The organism is Collinsella sp. AM28-11LB (assembly GCF_003469895.1).
In the GTDB taxonomy this organism is placed as follows: Bacteria; Actinomycetota; Coriobacteriia; order Coriobacteriales; family Coriobacteriaceae; genus Collinsella.
Genome location: NZ_QSKJ01000001.1, coordinates 1 through 24,426 on the forward strand (window position 1 = coordinate 1; position 24,426 = coordinate 24,426).

The 24,426-nt window shown below is 58.7% G+C and carries 17 protein-coding genes and 1 tRNA gene; 1 reads left to right on the forward strand and 17 read right to left on the reverse strand.

The genetic code is table 11. From position 1 onward, the window contains the following. Positions 1-222 precede the first annotated feature (222 nt). From DW732_RS00005 to DW732_RS00075, 15 genes are all read right to left on the reverse strand, one after another. On the reverse strand, positions 223-1,527 hold the full coding sequence (locus tag DW732_RS00005; RefSeq protein WP_118098023.1) for an MFS transporter: 1,305 nt from the start codon (positions 1,525-1,527) through the stop codon (positions 223-225). Between the two features lie 3 nt (positions 1,528-1,530). Next, positions 1,531-2,832, reverse strand: a complete 1,302-nt coding sequence (locus DW732_RS00010; RefSeq protein ID WP_118098025.1) for a M20 family metallopeptidase — start codon at positions 2,830-2,832, stop codon at positions 1,531-1,533. A gap of 116 nt (positions 2,833-2,948) precedes the next feature. Then, on the reverse strand, positions 2,949-3,932 hold the full coding sequence (locus tag DW732_RS00015) for a DMT family transporter (protein WP_117734685.1): 984 nt from the start codon (positions 3,930-3,932) through the stop codon (positions 2,949-2,951). Positions 3,933-4,271: 339 nt separating this feature from the next. After that, positions 4,272-6,461, reverse strand: coding sequence for a YhgE/Pip domain-containing protein (locus DW732_RS00020; protein ID WP_118098027.1), 2,190 nt, complete (start codon positions 6,459-6,461; stop codon positions 4,272-4,274). Further along, positions 6,462-9,251 carry a YhgE/Pip domain-containing protein gene (locus DW732_RS00025; protein ID WP_233539305.1) on the reverse strand — a complete coding sequence of 930 codons (2,790 nt, stop codon included), beginning with the start codon at positions 9,249-9,251 and terminating at the stop codon, positions 6,462-6,464. Between the two features lie 499 nt (positions 9,252-9,750). Further along, a complete protein-coding gene (gene htpG, locus DW732_RS00030) occupies positions 9,751-11,775 on the reverse strand; it encodes a molecular chaperone HtpG (protein ID WP_118098031.1) in 2,025 nt (674 codons plus the stop codon). A 202-nt stretch (positions 11,776-11,977) separates the two neighbouring features. After that, positions 11,978-12,478 carry a GNAT family N-acetyltransferase gene (locus tag DW732_RS00035; protein ID WP_117794000.1) on the reverse strand — a complete coding sequence of 167 codons (501 nt, stop codon included), beginning with the start codon at positions 12,476-12,478 and terminating at the stop codon, positions 11,978-11,980. A 40-nt stretch (positions 12,479-12,518) separates the two neighbouring features. Beyond that, on the reverse strand, positions 12,519-13,169 hold the full coding sequence (locus DW732_RS00040) for a tyrosine-protein phosphatase (protein ID WP_117716627.1): 651 nt from the start codon (positions 13,167-13,169) through the stop codon (positions 12,519-12,521). A 17-nt stretch (positions 13,170-13,186) separates the two neighbouring features. After that, complete coding sequence (locus DW732_RS00045; RefSeq protein ID WP_117763582.1) at positions 13,187-13,924, reverse strand: CpsD/CapB family tyrosine-protein kinase; 738 nt, start codon at positions 13,922-13,924, stop codon at positions 13,187-13,189. A gap of 2 nt (positions 13,925-13,926) precedes the next feature. Further along, the gene (locus DW732_RS00050) at positions 13,927-14,583 is read right to left on the reverse strand and encodes a YveK family protein (RefSeq protein ID WP_117763581.1); all 657 of its coding nucleotides are present in this window, start codon (positions 14,581-14,583) and stop codon (positions 13,927-13,929) included. Between the two features lie 195 nt (positions 14,584-14,778). Then, entirely contained in the window at positions 14,779-16,203 is a 1,425-nt protein-coding gene (locus tag DW732_RS00055) for a cell wall metabolism sensor histidine kinase WalK (protein ID WP_117763580.1), read from the reverse strand. 3 nt (positions 16,204-16,206) lie between these two features. After that, the gene (locus DW732_RS00060) at positions 16,207-16,935 is read right to left on the reverse strand and encodes a response regulator transcription factor (protein ID WP_089572665.1); all 729 of its coding nucleotides are present in this window, start codon (positions 16,933-16,935) and stop codon (positions 16,207-16,209) included. Between the two features lie 64 nt (positions 16,936-16,999). Then, the gene (gene pstB, locus DW732_RS00065) at positions 17,000-17,875 is read right to left on the reverse strand and encodes a phosphate ABC transporter ATP-binding protein PstB (RefSeq protein WP_117734741.1); all 876 of its coding nucleotides are present in this window, start codon (positions 17,873-17,875) and stop codon (positions 17,000-17,002) included. Between the two features lie 103 nt (positions 17,876-17,978). Next, a complete protein-coding gene (locus tag DW732_RS00070; protein ID WP_117763579.1) occupies positions 17,979-19,217 on the reverse strand; it encodes a sensor histidine kinase KdpD in 1,239 nt (412 codons plus the stop codon). Positions 19,218-19,242: 25 nt separating this feature from the next. Continuing rightward, positions 19,243-19,938 carry a response regulator transcription factor gene (locus tag DW732_RS00075; protein ID WP_117734694.1) on the reverse strand — a complete coding sequence of 232 codons (696 nt, stop codon included), beginning with the start codon at positions 19,936-19,938 and terminating at the stop codon, positions 19,243-19,245. 197 nt (positions 19,939-20,135) lie between these two features. On the opposite strand from DW732_RS00075, the gene DW732_RS00080 reads away from it, so the two are divergent. Then, on the forward strand, positions 20,136-21,476 hold the full coding sequence (locus DW732_RS00080; RefSeq protein WP_117763578.1) for a D-alanyl-D-alanine carboxypeptidase family protein: 1,341 nt from the start codon (positions 20,136-20,138) through the stop codon (positions 21,474-21,476). Between the two features lie 322 nt (positions 21,477-21,798). Here the strand turns inward: DW732_RS00080 and DW732_RS00085 are convergent. Both DW732_RS00085 and DW732_RS00090 read right to left on the reverse strand, forming a co-directional pair. Next, a tRNA-Ser gene (locus tag DW732_RS00085) sits at positions 21,799-21,889 on the reverse strand. A gap of 92 nt (positions 21,890-21,981) precedes the next feature. Next, positions 21,982-24,423, reverse strand: a complete 2,442-nt coding sequence (locus tag DW732_RS00090) for a lipopolysaccharide assembly protein LapB (protein ID WP_118098033.1) — start codon at positions 24,421-24,423, stop codon at positions 21,982-21,984. Positions 24,424-24,426: the final 3 nt, after the last annotated feature.

Here is a 24,426-nt window from a genome sequence, read left to right on the forward strand (position 1 = left end):
CGAACGAGGGTATGGGGACTCGTTCGGCCAGACGCGCCGTCGCTGATTGTGATCCCTTTTCCTCCGTCCCCTTCGGGTCACGTGATCTGTTGGGGACGGAGGAAAAGGGACCATTTCGTAGGCCCGTAGCCGCCTTGGAAAGCGAATGATGGTACGAGCTTCCATTCGGCTTCCAAGGCAGCCACGGGCAGAACGGGGCGAACAGAAAAGAACGACGGACGTCTACTCCCCCGCCACGCTTGCGCGCAGCTTGGCGGCGATAGGCTCCGAGGCCAGCAGGAATACGAGCATGACCACAGAACACACCAGGCACACGATCCAGGTGTTCGCAAAGGAGCCCGTGGCATCGAACAGCACGCCCGAGACGATAGCGCCTACGGTGCCGCCGACCATCTCGAGCGAGGTAATGGTGCCCGTGACCTTGCCGAGGTCGGCCATGCCAAACTGCTTGGACGCGGCGATGGTAGGCGTGATGGTGCCCATACACGTTCCGATACCAAAGCTCACCGCGGCGACAATAGGACCGAGGTCCGTCGTCGGGAAGCACAGCGCCACGCAGGCGATAATGCACGCAACGGAGCCAAGGATATTGCCGAAGCGCAGGCCAAAGCGGTCATAGATCGCGCCGAGCGAAATCTTGGCGATAACGACGGTAACCATATATGCCGAAAGCACAGTACCTGCCCACATGGGATCGTGGCCGCCCGTGACAATCTTGGCGCCGTTGACGGTAACGCTCGTCATGTTGGTGACCTGGTTGGGCAGGATGGCGCCGTTGACCAGGCCCATAAAGAGGAAGGCAACGACGAGCAGCCAAAATGCCGGGCTCTTCTTGATACGAGACCAGCCGACGCTAACCTCGGGGGCCGTGTGCTCGTCCTTGTCGCCAGCCGTCGAGACGGACGGATCGCCCGGGTTCTCGCCGAGCGGCTTAAGGCCGATCTCGGAAGGCTTGGTGCGGAAGGAATAGGCCGTGATGGGCAGCGCCGCCACCATGCAGACGGCAGCGAGCACCAGGAACGCAGAGCGCCAGCCAACGCTCACGATAAGCGAGCTCACGATGGGAGACAGAATGGCTCCGCCAAAGCCCGAACCCGAAAGTGCGATGGAAATGGCAAGGCCACGTTTGGCGGTAAACCAGTTGGCGGTCACTAGGCTGATGAGCAGACGGGTCGAGGCGACGGCAAAGCAGCCCGAGACGGCAAAGAGCACGTAGACCTGCCACAGCTCACCGACAAAGCTCATACCCGCGAGCACCGCCGAGGTAGCGATAACGGTGAGCGAGCCCAATACGCGGCCACTCACCTTATCGGCAACATGGCCGATAACGAGCGAACCCACGACGCTCACCACGGTGGAGATAGCGTTGGAGACGTTGTACTGGGCAAGCGTAATCCCGAGGTCGCTGACGATGAGCGGCTGGAACAGGCTCATGCAGTTGACGAAAATAGTGTAGCACGTGGCCATGATCACAAAGCCGGAGGCCACCACGAGCCAGCCGGGGAAGAATTTACGTTGCGGAGACATGGATTACTCCTTGTGGTCCGCAATGTATCCGAGAGCGACGGCGGCATAAGCCGCGGCGCCGAGGGGAAGCTCGGCATCGTTAAAGCGCGCCTTGGGATGATGCTGGGCAAAATGCTCGTCCGTGTCGGTTACGGCCGCGCCCACCGTAAAGTACGCACTTGGGATCTCGCTCGAGATAAGCGCGAAGTCCTCACTCGCCATGGCATGGAAAAGCGGCAAGAAAGCCGCCTTGGGCAGCACTGCGCCCACGTAACCAAGCGACGCCTGAGTCATATCGCTGTCGAGTACGAGCGGGGGAACATCCGAGAGTGTCTCGATAGTCGCCGGCGTACGATAGGTCGTAGCAACACCTTTGACGACCTCCGCGATGCGGGTCTTGAGGTGCTCCATGAGCTCAACGTCGAAGCCGCGCAGCGTGCCTTCCAGCACGCAGGTATCTGGGATGACGTTGGCAGCCTGACCGCCGGCGAACTTACCCACGGTAAGTGCGACCTCCTTGGCCGCCGGCACCTCGCGGGAGATAAGCTCCTGGAGCGCCAGGTGCACATGCACGCCCGCCGTGATGGGGTCGATGCAAATCTCGGGGCTCGAGCCGTGACCACCCTTGCCCTGGAGCGTGATGCGAAAACCGTATACACCCGAAAGTGCAGGGCTGCCATAGAGCACCAGGCCAAGCGGCGACTGGCTGTTAACGTGCATGGCAAAGGCGGCCTGGGGACGCGGGTTCTGCAGCAGGCCATCGGCGATGGCAGCGCGGGCGCCCTCAAAGGTCTCCTCGCCCGGCTGGAACAGCAACTTAACCGTGGCGTTGGCATCAACAAGCTCTGCCTCGCGGGCCTTGAGCAGGCGCGCCGCACCAAGCAGCGCCGTCGCGTGCATATCGTGGCCACAAGCGTGCATGCAGCCGTTGGTGGAAGCGAAAGGCTCGCCCGATTCCTCGGCAACGGGCAGGGCATCCATGTCGCCGCGAAGCATGATAACCGTACCGGACTGCTCATCCGTGCACGCACCATTGCCCTGAGCAGCCGCGGCCGCACCGGCACCGATCAGGCCAACAACACAGGAGCCGTCGACAAGCGTGGTATAGGGAATATCCATCTCGTCCAGACGTGCCTGGATATAGGCAGACGTCTGCGGAAGATTGTTACCGAGCTCGGGCATCTGATGGAGATCGTGGCGCCATGCGGCAAGCTCACCGGCAAATGCCTGGGCTTCTTTGACCAGGCCATCGTCGATAGCGGTCTGCGCCGCTGTGGTAGCCTGAGGAGCTGATTGCGGTTGAAGATCGGACAGAGCTGGTGCCATAGATGCCCTCCAGTAACGTTTTTGCAGCACGCACTTTGACAGCATAAAGTGCAAGGCACAACTGTAAGGGCATGACACAAAAAATGCCGCCCTGGAAGGGCGGCGCAACAAGTTGTTTACAATTGCGGGCGAGATTTTCGGCGCAAGAAATCGAAATGCGTCTCGCTCAAGATAATCGACAAAAAGATGAGCGCAAAGCCGGCAAGCAGGCGCGAGGTGAGCGCCTCCCCCATCAGCAGCACCGAGAACAGCACGCCCGAGGGGGACTCCATCGAAAGAAGCAGCGAGCCCGTCGAGGCGGGGACATGCGCCAGACCGACGTTTTGGACGAGCAGGGCCACGCACGTACAACCCACCGAGAGAAAGGCCACCACGCCGATAAAGCTCGGCGTCCACACGGACAGAGGCGCCTGAGTCTCGAATAGTAGCGACGTGATTAAGCTCAAAACGCCATTGCCCACAAACATCCAAAACGTGATGACGTTGATATCCATCTTGCGGCCATACTTGGCGGTCACCGCCATCTGGATAGCAAAGAAGACCGCGCCGCCCAACGTGATGACATCTCCGGCATTGAACTCGACGCTATCGAGTGCCACCAGGCCAATGCCCGCCAGGCACAGCAATGCGGCGCCCAAGTTGTAACGGGTAAGCTTTTCTCCGCCCAGGACATAGCTCGCAAACGGCACGAGGATGCAATAGGTACCCGTCAAAAATGCACTCTTGCCCGCCGTGGTCTGTGCCAGGCCAATCGTCTGCAAACCGTACGCGCCCCACATAAGTGCGCCCATACCAAGCCCGACGATAAGGTTGCGAGCATTAAAGTGCGCGATGATTCGTTTGTGGAAAATGGCAAACATAACCAGTGATGCCGGGAGAAAGCGAACGTAGACCAGCTCGAACACCGGAACGGTATCGAGCGCATCTTTCATGGTGGTAAAGGAATAGCCCCAGATGACCGCCACCGAAAACAGCAAGGCCTTCCAGAAGAACGGAGAACGCGCTCCGGCGCCACGGGAGGTGCCGCCGGCGCCCAGGTCCTCCCGTGCGACAGGGCTATCGGGCATGTTTTCGATTTCATCAACGGCATTCTGGGCCATAGGGCATCCTCGCGCTCAGTCTGGGCGTGGTGTCCGCACGCACATAGCCGCGTGCCGCCTCATGGTCAAATAAAAACAGGGCGCACCGGACCCCCGGTACGCCCCGCTACTGTAGCAACAACCAGTGCCGCATCGCAATCCAGCCCACTAAAGCGTTTTGTTCCGCCGTTCTACCGAACGGCGGACCGGCCGACGCTGCGCGAGCCGCATTCACGCCAATCTGACGTTCAATTTCAAGGGCGCGACCAGAAGGTCAGCGCCCTTTCATTTCACGTCACCTTGGCGTGAATGCGGCTCGCTCGCTGGCATTAGCGCTGCATCGGCGTTAACGTTGCTGTACTAGATAAGCTTTGTTGATTCCAGCTTTTCGATGATCCAGTCGTTGGCTTTGATGACCGGGCGGCGGAAGACGACGCCCAGTGCCAGCGACGGAATCAGATAGCTCGCCAGAATGCCTAGCTCAATCCAGTACTCCATATGGTAGGCACCGGCCATGGCGGCATGCATGGCGTTGATGCCGTGAGTAAACGGCAGGAACGGATAGATCGCCTGGAACACGGGACCGGTCATCTCGATGGGGAATGTGCCGCCCGAACCACCGACCTGCATGACCAACAGCACGACGGCGAGAGCCTTACCGATATCTCCAAACGAAACCGTAAGCGTGTAGACGATATTGGAGAACACGAGACTCGCGACCCAGCCCGCCAGCACAAACTGCAGTGGATTGTCGCACTGGATGCCAAAGAACAGAATGTCGCCCGCGCACACGAGCGTTGCCTGCAGCAGGGCCAGACCGCCAAAGAACAGGTAACGACCCAGGTAGATCTCGTGCAGGCGCACGGGGATCAGCTCGTTGATGAGTTCATCGTCAACCGACACCTTCATCATGGCTGCCAGCACGATCGAGCCCACCCACAGCGACAGGATCGTATAGAACGGCGCCATGGCCGAACCGTAATTTCGGATCGGATAGACCGGCTTGCGGTCGAGCGCGACGGGGCCTGAAAGCGACACAGCCAAACCCTCGGGATCGTTGCCAATCATCGTCTTGATCGTGGCAAGGTCGTCCGACATCAGGGCGCCATCGAGCTCGTCCTTAAAGGCGCTGATCTTATCGGACGCTTCACCTAGCTGATCGGAAGCTTTGTTGACCAGCTTGGCAGCCTTGGAGAGGCCCTGCGCCAACGAGCCGGATGCATCGGTGAGGCCGCTCACGGCACTATCCAGATTGCTCGAAATACCGTTCAGCGAATCCAAAACGCCCGAGATGGTCTTCTTGAGCTCCTTTGCCTTGACCGAGAATGTGGAGTCGTAATCGATCTTGGCACCCGAGACACCCGCCTTGGCGTCGGCGATCGCCTGGTCGGTTTCGGTGCGGACATCGTTAACCTTTGCCATGCTGTCCGAGAGAGACGTTGCGATGCCCGTCAGCTCCTTGGCGTTGTTGTCATACTCCGTCGCGATCCTGCCCAGCGATGTCGCCACAGACTTAAGACTGTCCTGGAGCTTTTCGTCACTCACCTGCTCGGCAAAACTGCGAAGCTGGTTAGCCACGTCATCGATATCGTTGGCACGCGATTCGAGTGCCGACGCGGCTTTGTTGAGCTGGGTCACCGTAACGTCGACATGCTGTTTCGCGGCGTCAAACGCCTTCGCAAGCTCGGTAGACACGTTGTCGAATGAGCCCGCGCTTCCGTCGATCGCGGTGTTGATGGCGTCGTTGGCTGCCTTGAGCGCTTCCTCGGAATCGCTCACACCGTTCTTTGCGTGCTCCATCAGCTGCTTCGTCGACTCATCAACAGTGCCCGTCTGCTTGAGCATGCCGCCCGCCGATGTCAGTGAATCGGACGTAGAGCTCAAAATGCCCGCGAGTGACGTCGCACTCGCCTGAACATCCTGCAGGTCCTCGACCGAATCGCCCAGCGTAGAGGAAAGATTGGCGATAAAGTTGCTGACCTGATCGGTGCTCATGTAATCGAGCAGGCTGGACACCGTCTTAAGGCCGATGGTCGTGATGGTCTTGGTAAAGGTCTCATTGACTTGGCTCTGGACGGCGCTCGAGCCCTTCTCGGTCACAATCTGGGCAATGGCGTTGGCCTTCTGGTTCTCGTAAAACTCGATATCGGCATGCTTCACCTCGGTCGAGAAAAGCGTCATCATGTCGGCGCTAAACGTTTTAGGGATAACGACGGCAGCGTAGTACGCGCCCGACTTAACGCCCTCGATCGCCTTATCGCGGTCGTTGAGGACAACCCAGTCGAAGTTCTCGTTGCCGCGCAGGGTGGCGGTTACGTTTTCGCCCACGTTGACCTCGACGGGGATCAGATCGCTCTCGTAGCCCTCATCGGTATTGACCACGGCAATCTTAAGGTTGCCGGTATTGCCGTAGGGATCCCAGCTGCCGGCGATGTTAAACCACGCGTACAGGCACGGCACGATAATGAGGCCCATCACGACGACCATGCCGATCACGGAGCGAGACACGTTTTGGACATCGCGCTTAAACAGGTGCAGGATGTTTTTCATTTATGCCTCACCTCCTTTAGAGTGCTTGCCAAGCGGGGTGGTGTCCCCGTCGTTTCCGTTTACGTTGTCAACGCCGTCGGCATCTTGAGCCTTACGATGCGCACCGATATGCGGCAGACGGCTCGTGGGCTGTTCGCTGTCCTTGGTGCCCCGCTCGCTGGCGTTGAGACCAAACATGCGACGGGCGGCGGGGATGGCAGCCGTGTGCTCGCGCATCTCGCGGCGCAGGTCCTCGTCCGAAAGCGCCGAGATACGCATCTGGGTATTGAGGCTCGCGCGGATGTACTCGATGTTGATGAGCCAGCCACAGATGGCGATAACCGAAATGATCCAGATAACGAGCAGGATGATCTTGCCGTTATTGTCGATATCGAGCACCGTCGAAAGCACAAAGAGCAGGACCTGCACGCCTACCACGGCGGCAAAACCGCCCTTGATGTAGTACGGGTAGCGATGCTCAAACGCCACGGCATGATCGAGCAGCTCGCGACGGTACGAATCCGAATCGAGCATGACGCGCATGGCCGTGCGCAGCGAATAGCGCTGGCGCGGCAGGTCGTTGGACTCGCAGATCATGAGGCCCGTCGTGGAAAGCTGCTTATCAAAGAGCAGATTGAGGTTGAGCAGCAACGGGCGCAGCTGCAGACCGATAAAGAGCGCCACGATCAAGAACACGCCCAGAATGCACAGGTTAAACAGGTAGTTGAACGAATACATGCCGCCGACGGTCTCGCGCAGCAGATTGATGCCGTAGGTAAAGGGCAGCAGCGGGTGCAGCCACTGGAAGAAGCCGGGCATCATCTCGATGGGATACATGCCCGACGAGCCGGGGATCTGCACAATGACGAGGATGACGCCAATGGCTTTGCCGATATGCTTAAAGGTAGTGGACAGCGCATAGATGATGTTGACGTAGGTGAACGAGATAGCGATGCCGCCCAGCACAAAGAGCAGCGGATTGACGCACTGAACGCCAATGACCAGATCGCCCACCGTAACGATGATGGCCTGGAACGCGCCCAGGATCACCAGGAGCAACCAGCGACCAAAGTAGCCCTGACGCGCGGTAAAGCTGCCGATGCCTTCGCGGTCGACCTCGAGCTTGTAGATGGCGATGAGCACATAGCCGCCCACCCACAGTGCCAGATTGGTGTAGAAAGGAGCAATGCCCGAGCCGAAGCTCTTGACCGGATAAATTGACTTTGAGGTCAGCTCGACCGGAGATGCCATAAAATCTGCGACGTCATTGACATCGACGCCCATCAGATCAGCCAGCTCGCCCATGGACTCGGAAGTCTGCAGGGCCGCGATGTCGTTGGCAGCGGTTGCGAGCCTGTCCTGGACCTTGGCAAGCGAGGCATCGGTCTGGGACAGCGTGGTCTTGGCCTGACCGAGCGTCGCATCGAGTTGGGCCAGCGTGCCACGCGCGCTCGCAATCGTGGGCGTAAGACCCGATACGATGCCGGTCAGGTCGCCCGAAACGGCGGCGAAGGAGTCCAGAGCGCTCGAAGCCTTCGGCAGCGCGTTCTGCCCCAGATCCGTCTGAGCCTGATTCATGTTGGTCGTACCGGTTTTGATCGCAATGTTGATAGCATCGCTGGCGACCGAAACAGCCGTAGCGTCATTCTCAATATCGTTTGACTGAGCGGAGAGATTTTTCTTGACGGCCTGAAGGCTCTCATTTTGCCCTCGAAGCATATCAATCGCAGACGCGATCAGCGCATTAACTTCTTCCGAGCCCGTCGGCGCGCTGTCGGCCAGCTTCTGCAGATGGTCGATAAGAATATTGTTATGGTCGATCGTCGCCTGAAGCGAATCGAGCGAGTTATTGATTCGAGTGGTTGTGGACTTCAAGGCACCCGTCATCTTTCCGACTGCGGTGTTCGCGGACGCCGACGTCTTGCTCAACGCGGCGCTGCCCTCCGAGAGCGCCTTGGAGAGCGAGGTGATGGAATTACCCGCCGTGGCGCGAGCCTCGCCCAGCAGGTCGTTGCCCTGAGCAATTGCCTGTGTTAGAGAGGGCACCTGACCCTGCAAGCCCGCCAACGCGGCATCGGCCGATGCGATCGAGCCGCTCGTCTTGTCGATGGCGGCGTTCATATCGATGATAGAGTCGCGCACCTCGCCCAAGGTATCGGATGCTTCGGACACCGAACTTGCCAGCGAATCCTGGGTCTGGGTTGCCTTGTCCTTTAAATCGACTCCGGCATCCTTGGCGATACCGGCAACGGTCTCGCCCGCCGTGGAGACAAATTCCGAGTTGATCTGCTCCTCGATGGTGCTTGCACCGGTGTCGGTAACCTTGGGCGCAATAGCGCTCTTCTTCTCATTGACGTAGTACGTAAGCTTGGGCTGATGGTAGTTGCCGTCGAGCATCGAAACCAGGTTATCCGAGAAGTTCTTGGGGATTACGATGGCCGCATAGTACTCACCGCTCTCGACGCCCTCTTTGGCATCGGCCGCCGAATCGACGAAGGTCCAGCCCAGCCGATCGTTCTCCTTGAGCTGATCGACGACCTTATCGCCCGCGTTAAGCTCGCCCACCAAGTCGTTTTGGGTGCCCTGATCGTTGTTGGCGATGGCAATCTTGATACCCTGGGTGTTTCCGTACGGATCCCAGTTGGCAACGATGTTGTACCAGGCATACAGCGAGGGAATAACGCACACGCCGAGGGTAACCACCAGGGCGACGGGGTTCACGATCAATCGCTTGATGTCGCGCTTAAATATCGCAAAGGAGACCTTTGCATCGGATAGTTTGCTGCCGAGACTCACGCTTGGACCATCCATCCTGTCGTTGAATCGAATCGTACTATCGATAACCATTGTACGAAGGCGCTTTAGCGTCTCAGGGCACAATGGTATCGAGTTTTGCGGGTAGCAATATACTACGAAGATGAGTTAACGTACAGTTGTACAGTATCTTAAATTTCAGCAGGTCACAAAACCACAACCCGCACAAATTAGCAATCCGATTAGTCGTTAGGAACGTTCTTAAACTAGTCATTGGGGACGTTCTTAAACGACCAGTCAAACAAGGACGTCCCCAATGACTAGTTTGGACCACGGTAACGTCGATGTTTTGGCAATGCCAGCGAGCGGGCACCAGAGCGAACAAATTGGCATGAAAAGAGGACGGCATAGACCTTCTGGTCATGCCGTCCTCTTTGAATGACAAGTTGTCGCTCTGGTGCCCGCGCAGCGTCGACCGGTCCGCCGTTCGTTAGAACGGCGGACCTGAGGGCAGCGTCGAGCCGTTACGCCGTTCGGTAGAACGGCGTAACTTAAGTTACATAAGCTCGCAGACAGCTGCGGCGAAGGCCACGGGGTCCTCGGGCAAAATACCCTCGACGAGCAGGGCCTGGTCATAGAGCAGGCCGGAGTACTGCTTGATCTTGTCGGCGTCGCCCGCCTTCTGAGCAGCGACGAGCTTGGCAAAGACCGGGTGCTTGGCGTTGAGCTCGAGCACACGCTGGCTCTTGGGCATACCGTCGGGCGCACCCTCGGGACCCTTCTGAAGCACCTTCTCCATCTCGAGCGAAAGCGGACCCTCGGTGGTGATGCACGCGGGAGCATCGGTCAGGCGCGCAGAGACGGCGACCTTCTCGACCTTGTCACCGAGTGCCTCCTTCATGGCGCTAAAGAGGTCCTCGTTCTCCTTAGTGGCGTCCTCGGCCTCCTTCTTCTCGTCCTCGGTCGCCAGGTCAAGATCGCCGGTAGCGACATTCTTGAGCTCCAGGTGACGATCTTCGACCTCGGGCTCGGCACCGTCGGCAACGGCCTTCTCGGCAGCCTCGCGGGCAGCGTCGTCCTCGTAGATCTTGGGCATATCGACGGCAACGTACTCACGCATAGCCTGGAACGTGAACTCATCTACGTCCTGCGTCAGCAGCAGCACGTCATAGCCGCGGTCGAGTACGCCCTTTACCACGGGCATCTTGGCCAAGCGCTCACGCGAGTCGCCGGCGGCGTAGTAGATGGCCTTCTGATCCTCGGGCATGCCCTTGGCATACTCGGCCAGGGTAATCATCTTCTGTTCCTTGGCAGACCAGAACAGCAACAGGTCGGCGAGCTCATCGGCCTTCATGCCATAGCTCGAGTAGATGCCGTACTTAAGACCGCGGCCAAAGTTTTCGAAGAACTTCTCGTAGGCCTCGCGGTCGTTGTCGCGCATATCCTCAAGGTCGGCGGTGATCTTCTTCTCGACACGCTTGGCGATGGCCTTGAGTTGACGGTTCTGCTGCAGTGTCTCACGCGAGATGTTGAGCGACACGTCGGCAGAATCCACAACGCCACGGACAAAGTTGTAGTAGTCGGGCAGCAGGTCGTCGCACTTCTCCATAATCAGCACGTTGGAGCTGTAGAGCGCCAGGCCCTTCTCGTAGTCCTTGCTGTACAGATCGAACGGGGCGCGGCCCGGCACAAACAGCAGGGCGTCGTACTCGAGCGTACCCTCGGCATGGAAGCTGATAGTGCGTGCCGGATCGTCAAAGTCGTGGAACGTGGACTTGTAGAACTCGTTGTAATCCTTCTGCTCAACGTCGGAGCTGCGCTTTTTCCAGATCGGCGTCATGGAGTTGACGGTCTCGAGCTCCTGGTAGTCCTCGTACTCGGGCTTATAATCGTCGCCAGCATCCTCGGGCTTGGGCTTCTGGCGGCTCTTGGACACCATCATCTGGATCGGGTAACGCACATAGTTGCTGTACTGCTGAATCAGGCTCTTGAGGCCCCACTCGGTCAGGAAGCGATCGTAGGTCTCGGCCTCGCCGTCGGCGTCGAGCTTCTCGTTCTCGCGCAGCGTCAGGACGACATCGGTACCGTGCTCGGCGCGCTCGCCGTCTTCGATGGTGTAACCCTCAAGACCATCAGACTCCCACACGTGAGCGGTGTCCTCGCCATAGGCGCGGCTGACCACCTTCACATGGCTGGCAACCATAAAGGCAGAGTAGAAGCCCACGCCAAACTGACCGATGATATCGACATCCGAACCCTGCTGCTCGGCGTTCTCGGTCTTAAACTCCTCGGAGCCGGAATGGGCGATGGTGCCCAGATTGCGCTCGAGCTCCTCGGCGGTCATGCCAATGCCGTTATCCGAGATGGTAATGGTGCGGGCATCTTTATCAAAGGAGACGCGAATGGCCAAGTCGCCCTGGTCGAGCTTGACGCTCGGATCCTGCAGGCTCTTAAAGTTGAGCTTGTCAACGGCGTCGCTCGCGTTAGAGATAAGCTCGCGCAGGAAGATTTCCTTATTGGTGTAGATGGAGTTGATCATGAGGTCGAGCAGTTTTTTGCTCTCGGTCTTAAATTGACGCATGTGCAGTCCTTTCGCGCTACCCCCGTCCGCAAAAACGGCCCGGTCGCCCGAGCCGCATCGCAGACCTGCTATGTTCAGACTTAGATTTTATAACCCATTAGCGCGCATATATACATACGGAATCGAAAAACTGTATGTCTAAGCGCTCCGATGCGCCAATTGCCAAGGAGCGTCCCCAACTGCCGGCAGAAAAGGAACGTCCCTATCTGCCATCTACGCGCTTGGCCATCCAGGCATGGGGCTGGCCCTCGTCTTCGTAGTCTACCGGGGCAATTTGCGTGTAGCCCGCCTTGGCATAGAGCGGCAGCACGTATTCCTGCGCATGCAGCTTAATAAGCTTAGCGCCGGCATCGCGTGCACACGCACCACTGGCCTCAACGATCGCACTCGCCAGTCCACGACGACGCATAGCCGGCAGCACGGCCACGCGCCCCATAATGTAGGTCTCCCCCGCCGCGGCGCCTTCGTCCAAGTCGCACGTCGGCGACACCGGAGCCTCTGCGTCAGTCGCGCGCTCAAGCTCTTCGGGAAACACGCGCGAGCAACCGGCAAGCTCGCCGTCTACATAGAGCGTCACATGAATGCAGTTCGGATCCTCGTCGATAGCGTCGAACTCATTCTCGTAGCCCTGCTCGTCCATAAAAACGACGCGGCGCACCAGCGCCGCGTCCTCAAAGCATCCCGTCTTAAGTTGGATATCCATGACAGCCCCCTTCATTCAGCACGAACGTTAGGGACAGATTTTAGCGAAAATGAGCTCCGCGCACGCTAAACTTCGCGCGAGCCTTCGCCAGGCAATCGTAATGACCCACGTTATGGGCATCGCTCGCGATGAAGCTGTACAGGTTCTGATCGAACAGGCGCTGTGCCGGCTTTTTCTCGCGACCAAAGCGACCGCCGGCAATAAAGTCCGCCGAAGCCTGCAGCTTGCAGCCCATATCGACCAGGCGCTCCGCCACGCTTACATCCTTTTGAACCGCACGATAGCGCTCAGGATGAGCGATGATCACCTGGTAGCCACGGCACTGCAAATCGTAAATCGTGTTCTCGTACTCTCTAAACGCATACGCATCGGCATGCGTCGAAAGCTCGAGCAGAAACTCGTTGGTTCCATCGAAATGCAAGTGCTCCGCGGCATCGATACCAAGCTCAACGAGCTTTCGATGGTTGACCTCGAAGCCCATCTGGAGCGGAAAACCGTCAGCGTTATCACGCAGCAGCTCAAAGGCATCCCACATCTTGTCGTAATCAAAATAGGGATCACGGCAGTGAGGAGTGCAAACGATTCTGGTTACACCGACCCGCTTGGCAGCCTCGAGCATCGCCAAGCTCTCATCGAGATCGGCGGCGCCGTCGTCTACACCCGGCAAGATATGGCAATGAATGTCACGCATAGGTCAGCCTTAATCAACTAAACGTTTGCTCGGTTGGTGAAGATGCCCTTTTTGGAAGTCCCCTGATCGTCGGAGCCCTTCTTCACCTTCTTACCGTCCTTGGTGTAGTAGGAGTAGTAGTACTCGCTGGTCTCGGTCTCGCAGTAGTTCATAACGGTACCGATGAGCTTGACCTTCTCGGACTTCTTAAGCTGACCGATGGCGTTGAGCGCCTCCTCGCGCTTGGTGAAATCCTCACGCACGACAAAAAGCGCACCGTCGGTCAGACTTGCGATCTCGGCAGCATCGATGAAGGTGCCGACCGGGGGAGCATCAAAGATGACGTACTGGAACTTGGAGGACAGTGCCTTTACCAGCTTGGCAAAGCGGTGAGAGACGATGATGTCGGCAGGATTGGGAATATGCGGCTCGGCATCGAGGAAGTAGAAGTTCTTCTGACCCGTCTCGACAATCGCCTGGTCAATAGAAACCTGCTCGGAAAGGACTGCATAGAGTCCGCCGCGGGAGCGGACGCCGAGCATATCGGCAAGGGACCTGCGGCGCATATCGGCCTCGACCAGCAGGACGCTCTTGCCGCTGGTGGCGATAGCCTGGGCAAGGTTGATGGAAACCGTAGACTTGCCCTCGTTGGGAATCGAGGAGGTAACGGTGATGGTGCGAATGGGGTCGTCCACGCTCGCAAAGCGGATGTTGGCCAGAAGGGTCTTGGCGGCATTCTGTACAACGAGCTTATCGGTGTTCTTTGCCTTAGCCATGCCTATTTACCACCTTTCATAGCCGGAATTCGGCCAACAACGGGAATGCCCAGGAGCTCTTCTGCCTCTTCGGCACCGCGGATGCGGGTGTTGAGCATGTCTGCCAAAACGACATAGGCAACTGCGATAAAGATACCGGCGAGGAACGCGACGGCAATATACAGCGCGCGCTTGGGGCCACTGGGGGCTTCGGGGGTCTTAGCCTCGTCGATAACGTTGATGCTCTGGGCAGCGCCGACGTTCTGAGCGACCGTACTCACCGAGCTGGCCATGGCCTTTGCGACCTTAGCCGTCTCCTTGGCATCGGTGCCGGTAACCGAAAGCGTAATGACACGCGTGGTGGTCTCGGAGGAAACAGACACCTTGTAGTCATCCAGATCGGTGAGGCCCAGTTCATTGGCTGCGCCGCTCTTAACGCTATCGCTATCCAGCAGCGTGGCGATATCGTTGGAAAGCATCTGGCTCGCCGAGAGATCGTTGTAGCTCATCTGACCGCTATCGTCGGTCTTGGCGAGAATGTACATGCTCGTCGTCGCGGTGTAGGTGTTGTCCATCGCGGCGAAGGACACGATGCCCATGGCGATCGCGCAGACCACCGGAAGGGCGATGACCAGCTGAAGGTGCTTTTTGAGCAGCTGGAACAGTTCGAGAAGGGTCATGCAGCTTGCCTTTCATTTCCCCAGTTCGGATTGACAAAACTGTCCGTATGTTATCGCATCTTTTTACCGAGACCAAACTCTATACATAAGAAACAGGCTCTCCTGTAAAAATGTCGGAAGCAATCGTAAAATTGCACAACAACGCCGCACCCGAAAGTCAAATGCGGCGTCTACATCAATATCTATGTTGTATCGCTATGCGAATGGCTCGTCCTGCTGTATGGGAAACGTCACCGTAATGGTGGTTCCCACGCCCAACGCGCTCGACAGATCGAGCGTGGCGTGATGATACAGGGCCGCATGCTTGACAATGGCAAGCCCCAGACCGGTTCCGCCGCGTGCCTTGGACCTACTCTTGTCCACGCGATAGAACCGCTCAAATACCTTGCCCTGTTCTTCAGGCGCGATACCGATTCCCGTGTCGACGACCGCGAGGAACGGATGGCCTTCGTCGTTGGTGCCGCACTGCAGCGTAACCGTACCGCCGGGTCGATTGTAGCGGATGGCGTTGCTTGCCAGATTATAGATGAGCTCGTCAATCAAGCGCGACACGCCTTCGACGACCACGGGCTTGGTCTCATGACTTATCGTCACATTCGCCTGACGGGCGACCTGTTCAAGACGCTGCTCAACCGCGTAGATGGCACGCGAGAGCTCAATAGGCTCCGTGGACCCAATGGGCACCGCCTCGCCCTCAGTTGCACGCTCGGCCTCGTCCAAGTTAGACAGCGTAAGGATGTCGTTGACAAGCGCTGCCAAGCGGCCCGCCTCACGATAGATGCGACCGCCAAAGTTGCGCAGGTCGTCCTCGCCCTCGACCATGCCGTTTGCGATGAGCTCGGCATAGCCCGAAATCGCCGTAAGCGGCGTCTTGAGCTCATGGGTGATATTCGCCGTGAATTCGCGGCGCATACGGTCGTTGTCCGCTAGCACCGCCATTTGGCGCTTGAGTTCCTGGCGCTGCGACTCGATACGCTCAAGCATGGGGACCATCTCGGCATAGGCGTGCTCATAGCTACGGCGCGGGTGGTCCAAATCCACCTCTTGCAACGGCGCGATGATGGCACGGGACTCGCGGCGCGCCATGAAAAACGAGAGTACCGCACCCGCTGCTGCGATAAGCAGCATCGGCGCCACCATCGACAGCAAAATCGCCGCAACGCCAGGCTGGGCCTGCGCCAAGCGGACAACCTGGCCGTTATCAAGGGCGACGGCGCGATACAGCATAATCTCGTCGAGCGTAGAGCTTGCGCGCTCCGCGGAACCCAAACCACTCTCAAAGGCCTCGATGACCTCGGGGCGATCGCCATGGTTGGGCAGTGTGGAAGGCGATGCCTCGTTGTCGTAGGCAACCGATCCATCCTTGTTAATCAGCGTGATGCGCAAGTCCTCGCGATCGAGGCTACGCAAGAACGGGATGGGCTCCTGCTGCTCGTCGAGGGCGGCAGCAATGAGCTCGGTTTCCTGCGCTAGATTGGCACTCGTGGCATCCGCCAAGGTGTTTTGCAAAAAAAACGCACCCAGCACCGTAAACGCCACGATAACCGCCATGGCGCAGACAAAGATCGTCACAAAAACGCGGTGCGACAGCGTTTGTTTTCCCTGGGGGGCGAAGACCACGGGTTACTCCTCCGATGCGGTGGCCGCGGTGTCGTCACCTTCGGCACCATCACCGGCAGAAGGCTCGGCCAAGCGGTAGCCCACGCCGCGCACGGTCTCGATGGCGCTGGCATGCTCGCCCAGTTTTTGGCGAAGCGTCTGCACGTGCACGTCAACGGTGCGCGAACCGCCGTCGAAGTCCCAGCCCCACACGCTCTGCAGCAACGACTCGCGGGTAAAGACCACGCCAGGCTTGCGCATGAGGTACTCGAGCAGGTCGAACTCGCGCAGGGTGAGCTTAAGCGGCTCGCCGGCAACGGTCACCTCGCGATGGCTGGGCGAGAGCACGATGTCGCCCACACTGAGCACATCGCTCGCCTGCTTGACCATGCCGCCGCGACGCAGCAGTGCGCGGCAACGGCTCGCAAGCTCCATGAGCGAAAACGGCTTAGTCAGGTAATCGTCGGCACCGCCATCGAGCGCCATCACCTTGTCGAGCTCGGTGTCCTTGGCGGTAAGCATCATGATGGGCACCGTCGCCGTCAGGCGGTCGGCACGCAGGCGACGCATAATTGCCAGGCCATCGGTATCGGGCAGCATGATGTCGAGCAGGACAGCATCGGGCACCCGTCGCGCCACGGCAGCTTTAAACTCGCCATCGCACGAAAAGCCCTCGGCCTCGATCCCCTGCTTGCGCAGCGCATAGACCGTCAAATCCCTGATGTTGTCATCGTCCTCGACGTAATAGATCATGTTGAACCCCTTTGCGGCCGGCATGACCGCATCTTAACCCTAAAGGTACCTTTACGAGATGGTATCAGCCAAAACGTCCCGTCAAATAATCCGCTGTGCGCGGATCGGTCGGATTTTTGAAGAGCTGAGCGGTGGGCGCGTGCTCCACCAGCTCGCCCAGCAAGAAAAACGCGACCGAGTCGGAGATGCGCGCCGCCTGCTGCATATTGTGCGTAACGACCACCAACGTGCAGGTCTCCTTGAGCTCGCAGGCAAGCTGCTCCACCACCAGCGTCGACACGGGATCGAGGGCGCTCGTGGGCTCGTCCATCAGCAAGATGTCGGGTTGCACGGCAAGCGCACGGGCGATGCACAGGCGCTGCTGCTGTCCGCCCGAAAGGCCCAGCCCCGACTCCTTGAGCTTGTCCTTGACCTCATCCCACAGAGCGGCTCGACGAAGAGAATCCTCGACCAGCTCATCCAGCACGGCGCGATCGCGCACGCCCATGCCACGGGGGCCGTACGCGACGTTGTCGTAAATACTCATGGGAAACGGGTTAGGGCGCTGGAACACCATGCCCACGCGCTGGCGCAGACGGCAGATGTCGTAGTCGCCCAGGATATCCTGGCCATCGAGCGCGATCTTGCCCTCGATGCGACAGTCCTTGATGCCGTCGTTCATGCGGTTAAAACAACGTAGCAGCGTCGACTTGCCGCAGCCCGAAGGACCGATAAACGAGGTGATCTGCTTGTCGCGGATCTTGATGGACACGTCCTTGAGTGCGCGGTGGTCGCCATAGAACAAATCGAGGCCCTCGACGTCGATGCGCGTCGGCGAGGCGGCAAGGTCCTGCGCCGTGGGGCGCGTCGCGTCTCCGACTTCGCGCTCGTGCGCAGCCTCGGCTCGCGCTTCCATGAGTTCTTCAAGCTCCGTGGGCTCCACAGCCGCAGCAGCCGTCATACCGCATACCTCCATATCGATATCAATCCAGCAGTATCGATAGTAGGAATCGCGGCTCATACGCACGTGATCGCATTGTCAAGTGTTTGTAAGGGCTCCTACGCTACGCGGCGGGCAGCTCGATGGTAAAAACGGTATGCTCGGGCGTCGATTCGCACGCGATGGTACCGCCATGCGCGCATACAATCTCCTTGGCGATGGCGAGACCCAGCCCAGCGCCGCCGCGATTGGTCGCACGCGCCGCATCCAGGCGATAGAACTTCTCAAAGATCACCTTGAGCTTTGGCTCAGGGATCGGATCGCCTTGGTTTATAAATCGTACGCGCACGCCGCCGTTACCCAAACGTCTGGCCTCAATCGTGATCATCGAGCCTTCATAGCTATAGGCAACAGCGTTTTTCATGATGTTGTTGAATACGCGAGCCATCTTGTCGCCGTCCACGAGCACCGTCAGATCCTCGCAGATATCAACCTGGGCTTCTTTATGCTGTTCGTTGAGAATGGGATAGAACTCGTCGGCCACCTGTGCCAGTAAGAGCCCCAAATCGACGTAGCTGCGGGTGAGCACGATATCGTGGAAATCAAAACGCGTGATGTCGAAGAACTCCTCGATGAGCGCATCGAGCCGGTGGGCCTTGTCGATTGCCACGCCCGTAAAACGCGCGCGCTGCTCAAGCGGCAAATCGGGGGCCTCCTGCAAGAGCGAAAGGTAGCCCACCACGCTGGCGAGCGGCGTGCGCAGGTCGTGCGCCAGGTACGTCACCAGGTCATCTTTGCGGTGGGATTCGTCACGCAGGGCTTGTTGAACCCTACGCTCGCAATCGCGCGCCCGGTTGAGCGCACCCTCGGCCTCGAGGAAGTCGCCGTCAATGTTGTCCCATGTGTCGGGGTTATCGATCAGACGGTCCTGAATGCGGGCGGCAATCACGCGGTCTGCGTGCAGCTCGCCCTGCTCGTAACCCTGGTAGTACAGGGCGCGTCCGCAGAAGAACAGGACGCACACGGCAAGCGCCAGCACAAATCCAAGCATGTTGAACACAAAGCCGGCGTCAAAGAATACGGGCTCGCCAATACCGCCAAGCGCCATGGACCCGATCGCCAACGTAATTGTCCACGCGGCGCCGCCGATCACCACACAGCGGCGAACGATTTCGAATCGATCAATCAGCAAAATGCCAATGAGTAGAACTGCCAGGATGCCAACGATATTGTCAATGCCGATGAGCAGCAGACTCAGCAAAAAGAGCAGCACCGTCGCTAACGCACGGTTGTCAACGACCGCCCTTACGTATTCAAAGAGTCGATCGGGCACCTCGAATGCCCGCCTATCGTCTTTTGTCATATCTACTCCCCCACCATCAAAGGCGTTATTCGATTATGTAGCCGACGCCCCAGACGTTTTTGATAAAGCGCGGCTTCTGGGCATCGTCGCCAATCTTTTCGCGCAGATGGCGAATGTGCACCATCACCGTATTGTTGGAGCCGGGCATAAAGTCCTCGTTCCACACCGCGCGGAACAGGTCCTCCACGGGCACTACGCTGCCGCGATGCTCGGCCAGATACAGCAAGATGGAATACTCGATGGGCGTGAGGCGCACCGGCGCACCGTCCACCGTCACGGAGCGAGCGTCACGGTTGATCTCGAGGCCGTCGAGCTGGAGGGTCGGCAACTCGGTCGCCTGCGCGCGGCTGCCGTAGCTGGTATAGCGACGCAACTGAGCATGAACGCGCGCGATGAGCTCCAGCGGGCGGAACGGCTTGACCACGTAATCGTCCGCGCCAAGCGAAAGGCCTTCGATCTTATCCTGCTGGGCATCGCGTGCCGTCAACATAATTACGGGATAGGTATGGCTGACACGGATGGTACGCAGCAGCTCAAAGCCATCGATGTCGGGCAGCATGACATCGAGCAGTGCCAGGTCAAACTTTTGTTCCAGAATTGCCTTGGCCGCATCGGCCCCGCTGTAGGCGATCTGGACGTCAAAGCCCTCTTTTGTAAGGTAGATACCAACCAGGTCGGCGATGGCCTTCTCGTCATCAACTACCAGTATGCGCTCGTTCATGCGTGCTCCTCTCGCGCTCCATTATGCCCGAGGCGGCGCCCGCCACACACAACAAGCGTGGGCGATTAAGTCGACCTTAAGCACCCTTGCGCCCATTCGAGCACGAATGCGGGCCATGCGCGCACGCAACGATCGTCGTCGCCGGCAAACGATATACTCTAGTGCCAGAAGAGACCATCCCGTCGAAAGCGAAATCTGTGAAGTCCCTCACCTCTTTTGCAAAACGCTCCGCCCAGCTTGCCGCCGGCTTTGCCTGCGCCATCGCCCTTACCGCTGGCGTGCCCACCGTCGCCGGCGCCCAAGTGCTCACGACCGACGACGTCTGCGGCAAGACCGCCGACGTCCGCGGCATCACGACAGAAAACCTGCCCGATATCGAGGCAACTAATGCCCTTGTTATGGGCAAGGACGGCACCGTCTACTATGGACGCGGCGCCGATGAGCAGGTCAAGATTGCCTCGATCACCAAGGTCATGACCGCAATCCTGACCGTCGAAAACTGCAAGATGGACGAGAAGGTCACGGTGAGCAACGCTGCCGCCACCGTAGGCAACTCGACTGCCGGCCTGCTCGAAGGCGACGAGCTTACCGTGGAGCAGGCGCTGCGCGGCCTGATGATTCCCTCGGGCAACGACGCCGCCATCGTGCTCGCCGAATATGTGGGCAAGAAGATCGACCCTAAGACCAAAGACGCCGAGGCCACATTTGTGAAGGCCATGAACGAGCGCGCTAAGAAGCTCGGCTGCACCGGTACGCTTTTTGAAAACCCGCATGGTCTGGACTTTGATGAGTGGGCTGGCGATATGCACTCAACCGCACACGACGTAGCGCTGATGATGCAGGAGGCCATGAAAAACGACACGATCCGCGAGGTCGTAGCGAGCGAGGATTCCTGGATCGAGGTCACGGGCGCCGACGGCACCGACCATTCGCATTCCATGGACACGCATAACTATTTGCTGGGCCAAGATGGCAACATCGGTGGCAAGACCGGCACTACCGACGATGCAGGCTATTGCTTTACGGGTGCCTACAACCGCGATGGCGACGAGATCTACACCGTCGTTTTGAACTCCACCACCACCGACCAGCGCTTTACCGATACCGCAACCCTTGCCAATTGGTACTACGGTCACAAGGTGACGGTCGCGATCGCCAACACGCAGGAAAAGACCGCCAACGGCAACCCGCTTATGGCGCGCATTGGTCAAACCGACTGGACTGATAAGACGATCGACGCCACACTCGCCGATCCTACGGCGCAAGCGACCGTGTTTTCCCTTGCCGGCGAGGTGACCGAAAAGGTTAGCTACGACGATCTTTCGGGCACGGTGCATGTGGGCGACAAGGTGGGCAGCATTACGCTCAAGCAGGACGGTACCAAGATCGCCGTCATGGATTTGGTTGCCGACGAGGAAGGCTCGGGGCCGAATCCCATTGAGTGGCTACTCGTGAAGCTCGACCGCCTGGGCCGTCGCATCGACAACCGCCCACTCACGGCAGAAAGCGAGACCGTCGCCAAGGCGCCCGAGGTGTAGGACGCAATAATAATAAGCTCATTAAAAGGAGGCATCCGAAAGGATGCCTCCTTTTTTGAGGGTTCGAATCCCCAGCCGCCATTCTTGATAATAAAAAAGGGCCCCAAATGGGACCCTTCTTTCAATTCATACTGGCGGAGAGCTGGGGATGTCCGGGCATGCTACGCATGCCCTCCGGCTTCAAAGCCTGGCGGCTTTTCGCCCACGGGCTACAAACGCTTTCGCGTTTGCTTAACGCCCGTGCCCTCTCGGGTTCGAATCCCCAGCTAACGTGGTTCAACTAAAAAAGGGTCCCTTTCGGAACCCTTCTTTAAAGTCTTACTGGCGGAGAGCTGGGGATTCGAACCCCAGATGCCCTTTTGGGGCATACTCGCTTAGCAGGCGAGCACCTTCGGCCTCTCGGTCAGCTCTCCGTAACAGCCGTTCTATAGTAACCAAACAGCCGAAGTTGGGCAAGAGGAAATTTTCTAATTGCCTAGCAGCCTTTCCTCCTTGAAAGCTTCGCCTACCCCAGCGAGCGGTTGAGGGAGCCGAGCTCGTCGTTGCCCATGGTGCGCCACATTTGGAAGATACAACCGCGTGCCAGGAAAAAGAAACCGTTGTCGACCAGTTGCACAGCGGCATCTGCAAGCTGATTCGTCACGGCGGACACTGGCGGCAGCTCGAGTCCAGCCTTGCGGATGGTCTCGACCGCTTCCTCGAACGTCGGAGGCTCGCTGACGCCCATCTCGTTCATAAGGCCCTGCATTTCTTCCAGCGCGCTGCTGCCCGACTCCTCGCCGCGCGGCACCAGGCGGTAGCACGCCAACGCGAGCTCGAGCTGGTCGCAGTTCCAATAGGCAAACGCCAGGCGATAAAACAGGTAACCGATTGAAGTACGGTCGCTTGCAATGCGCAGGCCATGGCGCGCTACCTCGATAATCTCGTCAAAGCGCTCCAGACGTGCCAACACGTTGATGAGCGCGAAGTGAGACTGCATGGACGAGCGCGCCAGATCGTAAAGATGGCGCACCTCGGGCAGTGCTCGTTCAAAGTCCTCTTGCTCGGCGTAAAAGCTGCAGATCTCGTGCTGGGCAAAGTACAGCGCATCGGGCGCACGAAGGATTCGCACAGAGCGGTCTTCTTCCAACACCGGTAGCACCATGCGCACCAGCTGGTTATCACAAAACTGCGTTTGAACCGGACCCGTCGCCAAAAGCTCGGCGACGGCGCACTTAGCCTCCAACTCCTCGACAAGACGGGAAAAACCTTCAAAAGCACCTGTACGGTCGACTTTTGCCTGCTCGCGCAATTCAACAACACGGGCCACGTATGGGTCATCGTCCTCTTCCATGACCTCCAACTCGTCAGCCTTATCGGCAAGCAGCAGATCGCGCAGCGCCGGCGGCAGCGTGCGATGGTCATCACGCGGACGAGCATGAACCTCCGCAGGTTCAATCGTCTCCGGAGCAGTTGACTCATAGGCCTCAAGCACACGCTTGCACGGCATATCGTCCATGTCCATGCTCTCAAGATCCTTGGCGACAGGCACGCAATCGGCCAGATAGGCCGCGCGCCCAAAGAAATACGTTGCGACAACGCGCTCGCCCTGCTCACTGTCGGGAGCAGCAATCTGCACATAGCAGCGCGTGATGCAGGTGCCCGCGGCAAAACACGCCGCCGCAAGCGTGAGCGCCACGCGCGCATCGTGCTCCGCAGCCCAGATCGCACGCGTGTCCTCTTCCAGCTCGCGCCAGGCGTCATCTTGAGCGTCGTATTCACGTTGCGGCATGGCATCCACGACAGAGCGCCCAAACCGAACGAGCATAATCCCCTCGGCAACATTTACTCGATAGGTATAGTCGAGCCGTGTGACCACGTTGAGCGCTTCTACGATACGTGCAAAGCGGGTGCGAACGTCCCACTCACCGCCCGGCTGGCAAGCCACCGTACCCGGTTTGCCCCACGGGTTATCGCTTGAGGCCGTATCGAGCAGACGGGGGACATCGTTGGTCGTCTTGGCGATATGCCACGAATCAAAAAGCGCACAGCCCTCAAAGCTCGGCGAGGACGCGACGGGGCCTAATCCGGCCCCGATGCGCTCAAGGATGCCAGAGAGGCGGTTGAGACGGCACTCGATGGCAAGCAGGGCATCGATCTCGGCCTGATCGAGAAGACTGCGATCAAAATTGAGATAGAAAAGCTTTGAGCGGTCGATGCGCGCTAGGCTCATTTCTGACTTGGCGGCAATGGTGCGCAGGCGGGGCAAGTCAATTTCGCTCATAAGGGCGGCGGCATAGCGCTCGATACCGCTCGGATTCTCGGCATGGTCAACGCGGTAAAGCAGCGTCTCGATAGCATCGGGGAGCGGTGCCGTGTTAAAGCCCAAAAACACCTCGACCGGCTCGGGCAACTTTACGAGCTTGATCTTGTCGACAACGTTTTGCATACCCTCGTCGAGTCCGCCGGCGTCCGCCGTGTTCACAATAGCGCTTTCGGAGTTGGCAAATATCACGTAGCGCAAGAACATCGAGGCCATGAACTCACCGTAAGGAAGGGCGCGGGTCGAATTCCATGTCTCGTGGTCGGACTGCTCGCGCATGGGGCCTTCGGGAGATCCGGCAGTTTGCGCACACGCGCGCATTGCACCGTTGGCTTTCCTTACCATAATCTCACCAATACTGGAATCCGACTCGTCAAGGACCAGTTCCATGTCGGGATCGTTGGGCAGCGGAGCCTCGCTGACGGGGCGGTCCACCTTGTACACCTCACCCGAAACGCTTACGTAGCCCAAAAGCGACACATGACTTTTGCCAACGAACTCGACGACATAACAAGATTCATGCTGATCCTCGCCAAAGAGTTTCCAGACCACGCCATATGAGCGTCCCGCAGGCTGCTCGGGCATCGCCGGAAAGCGCTTCTTGGGATCGAGAAACCTGAGCTTGTATGTCGGACGCTCTGCCACGAA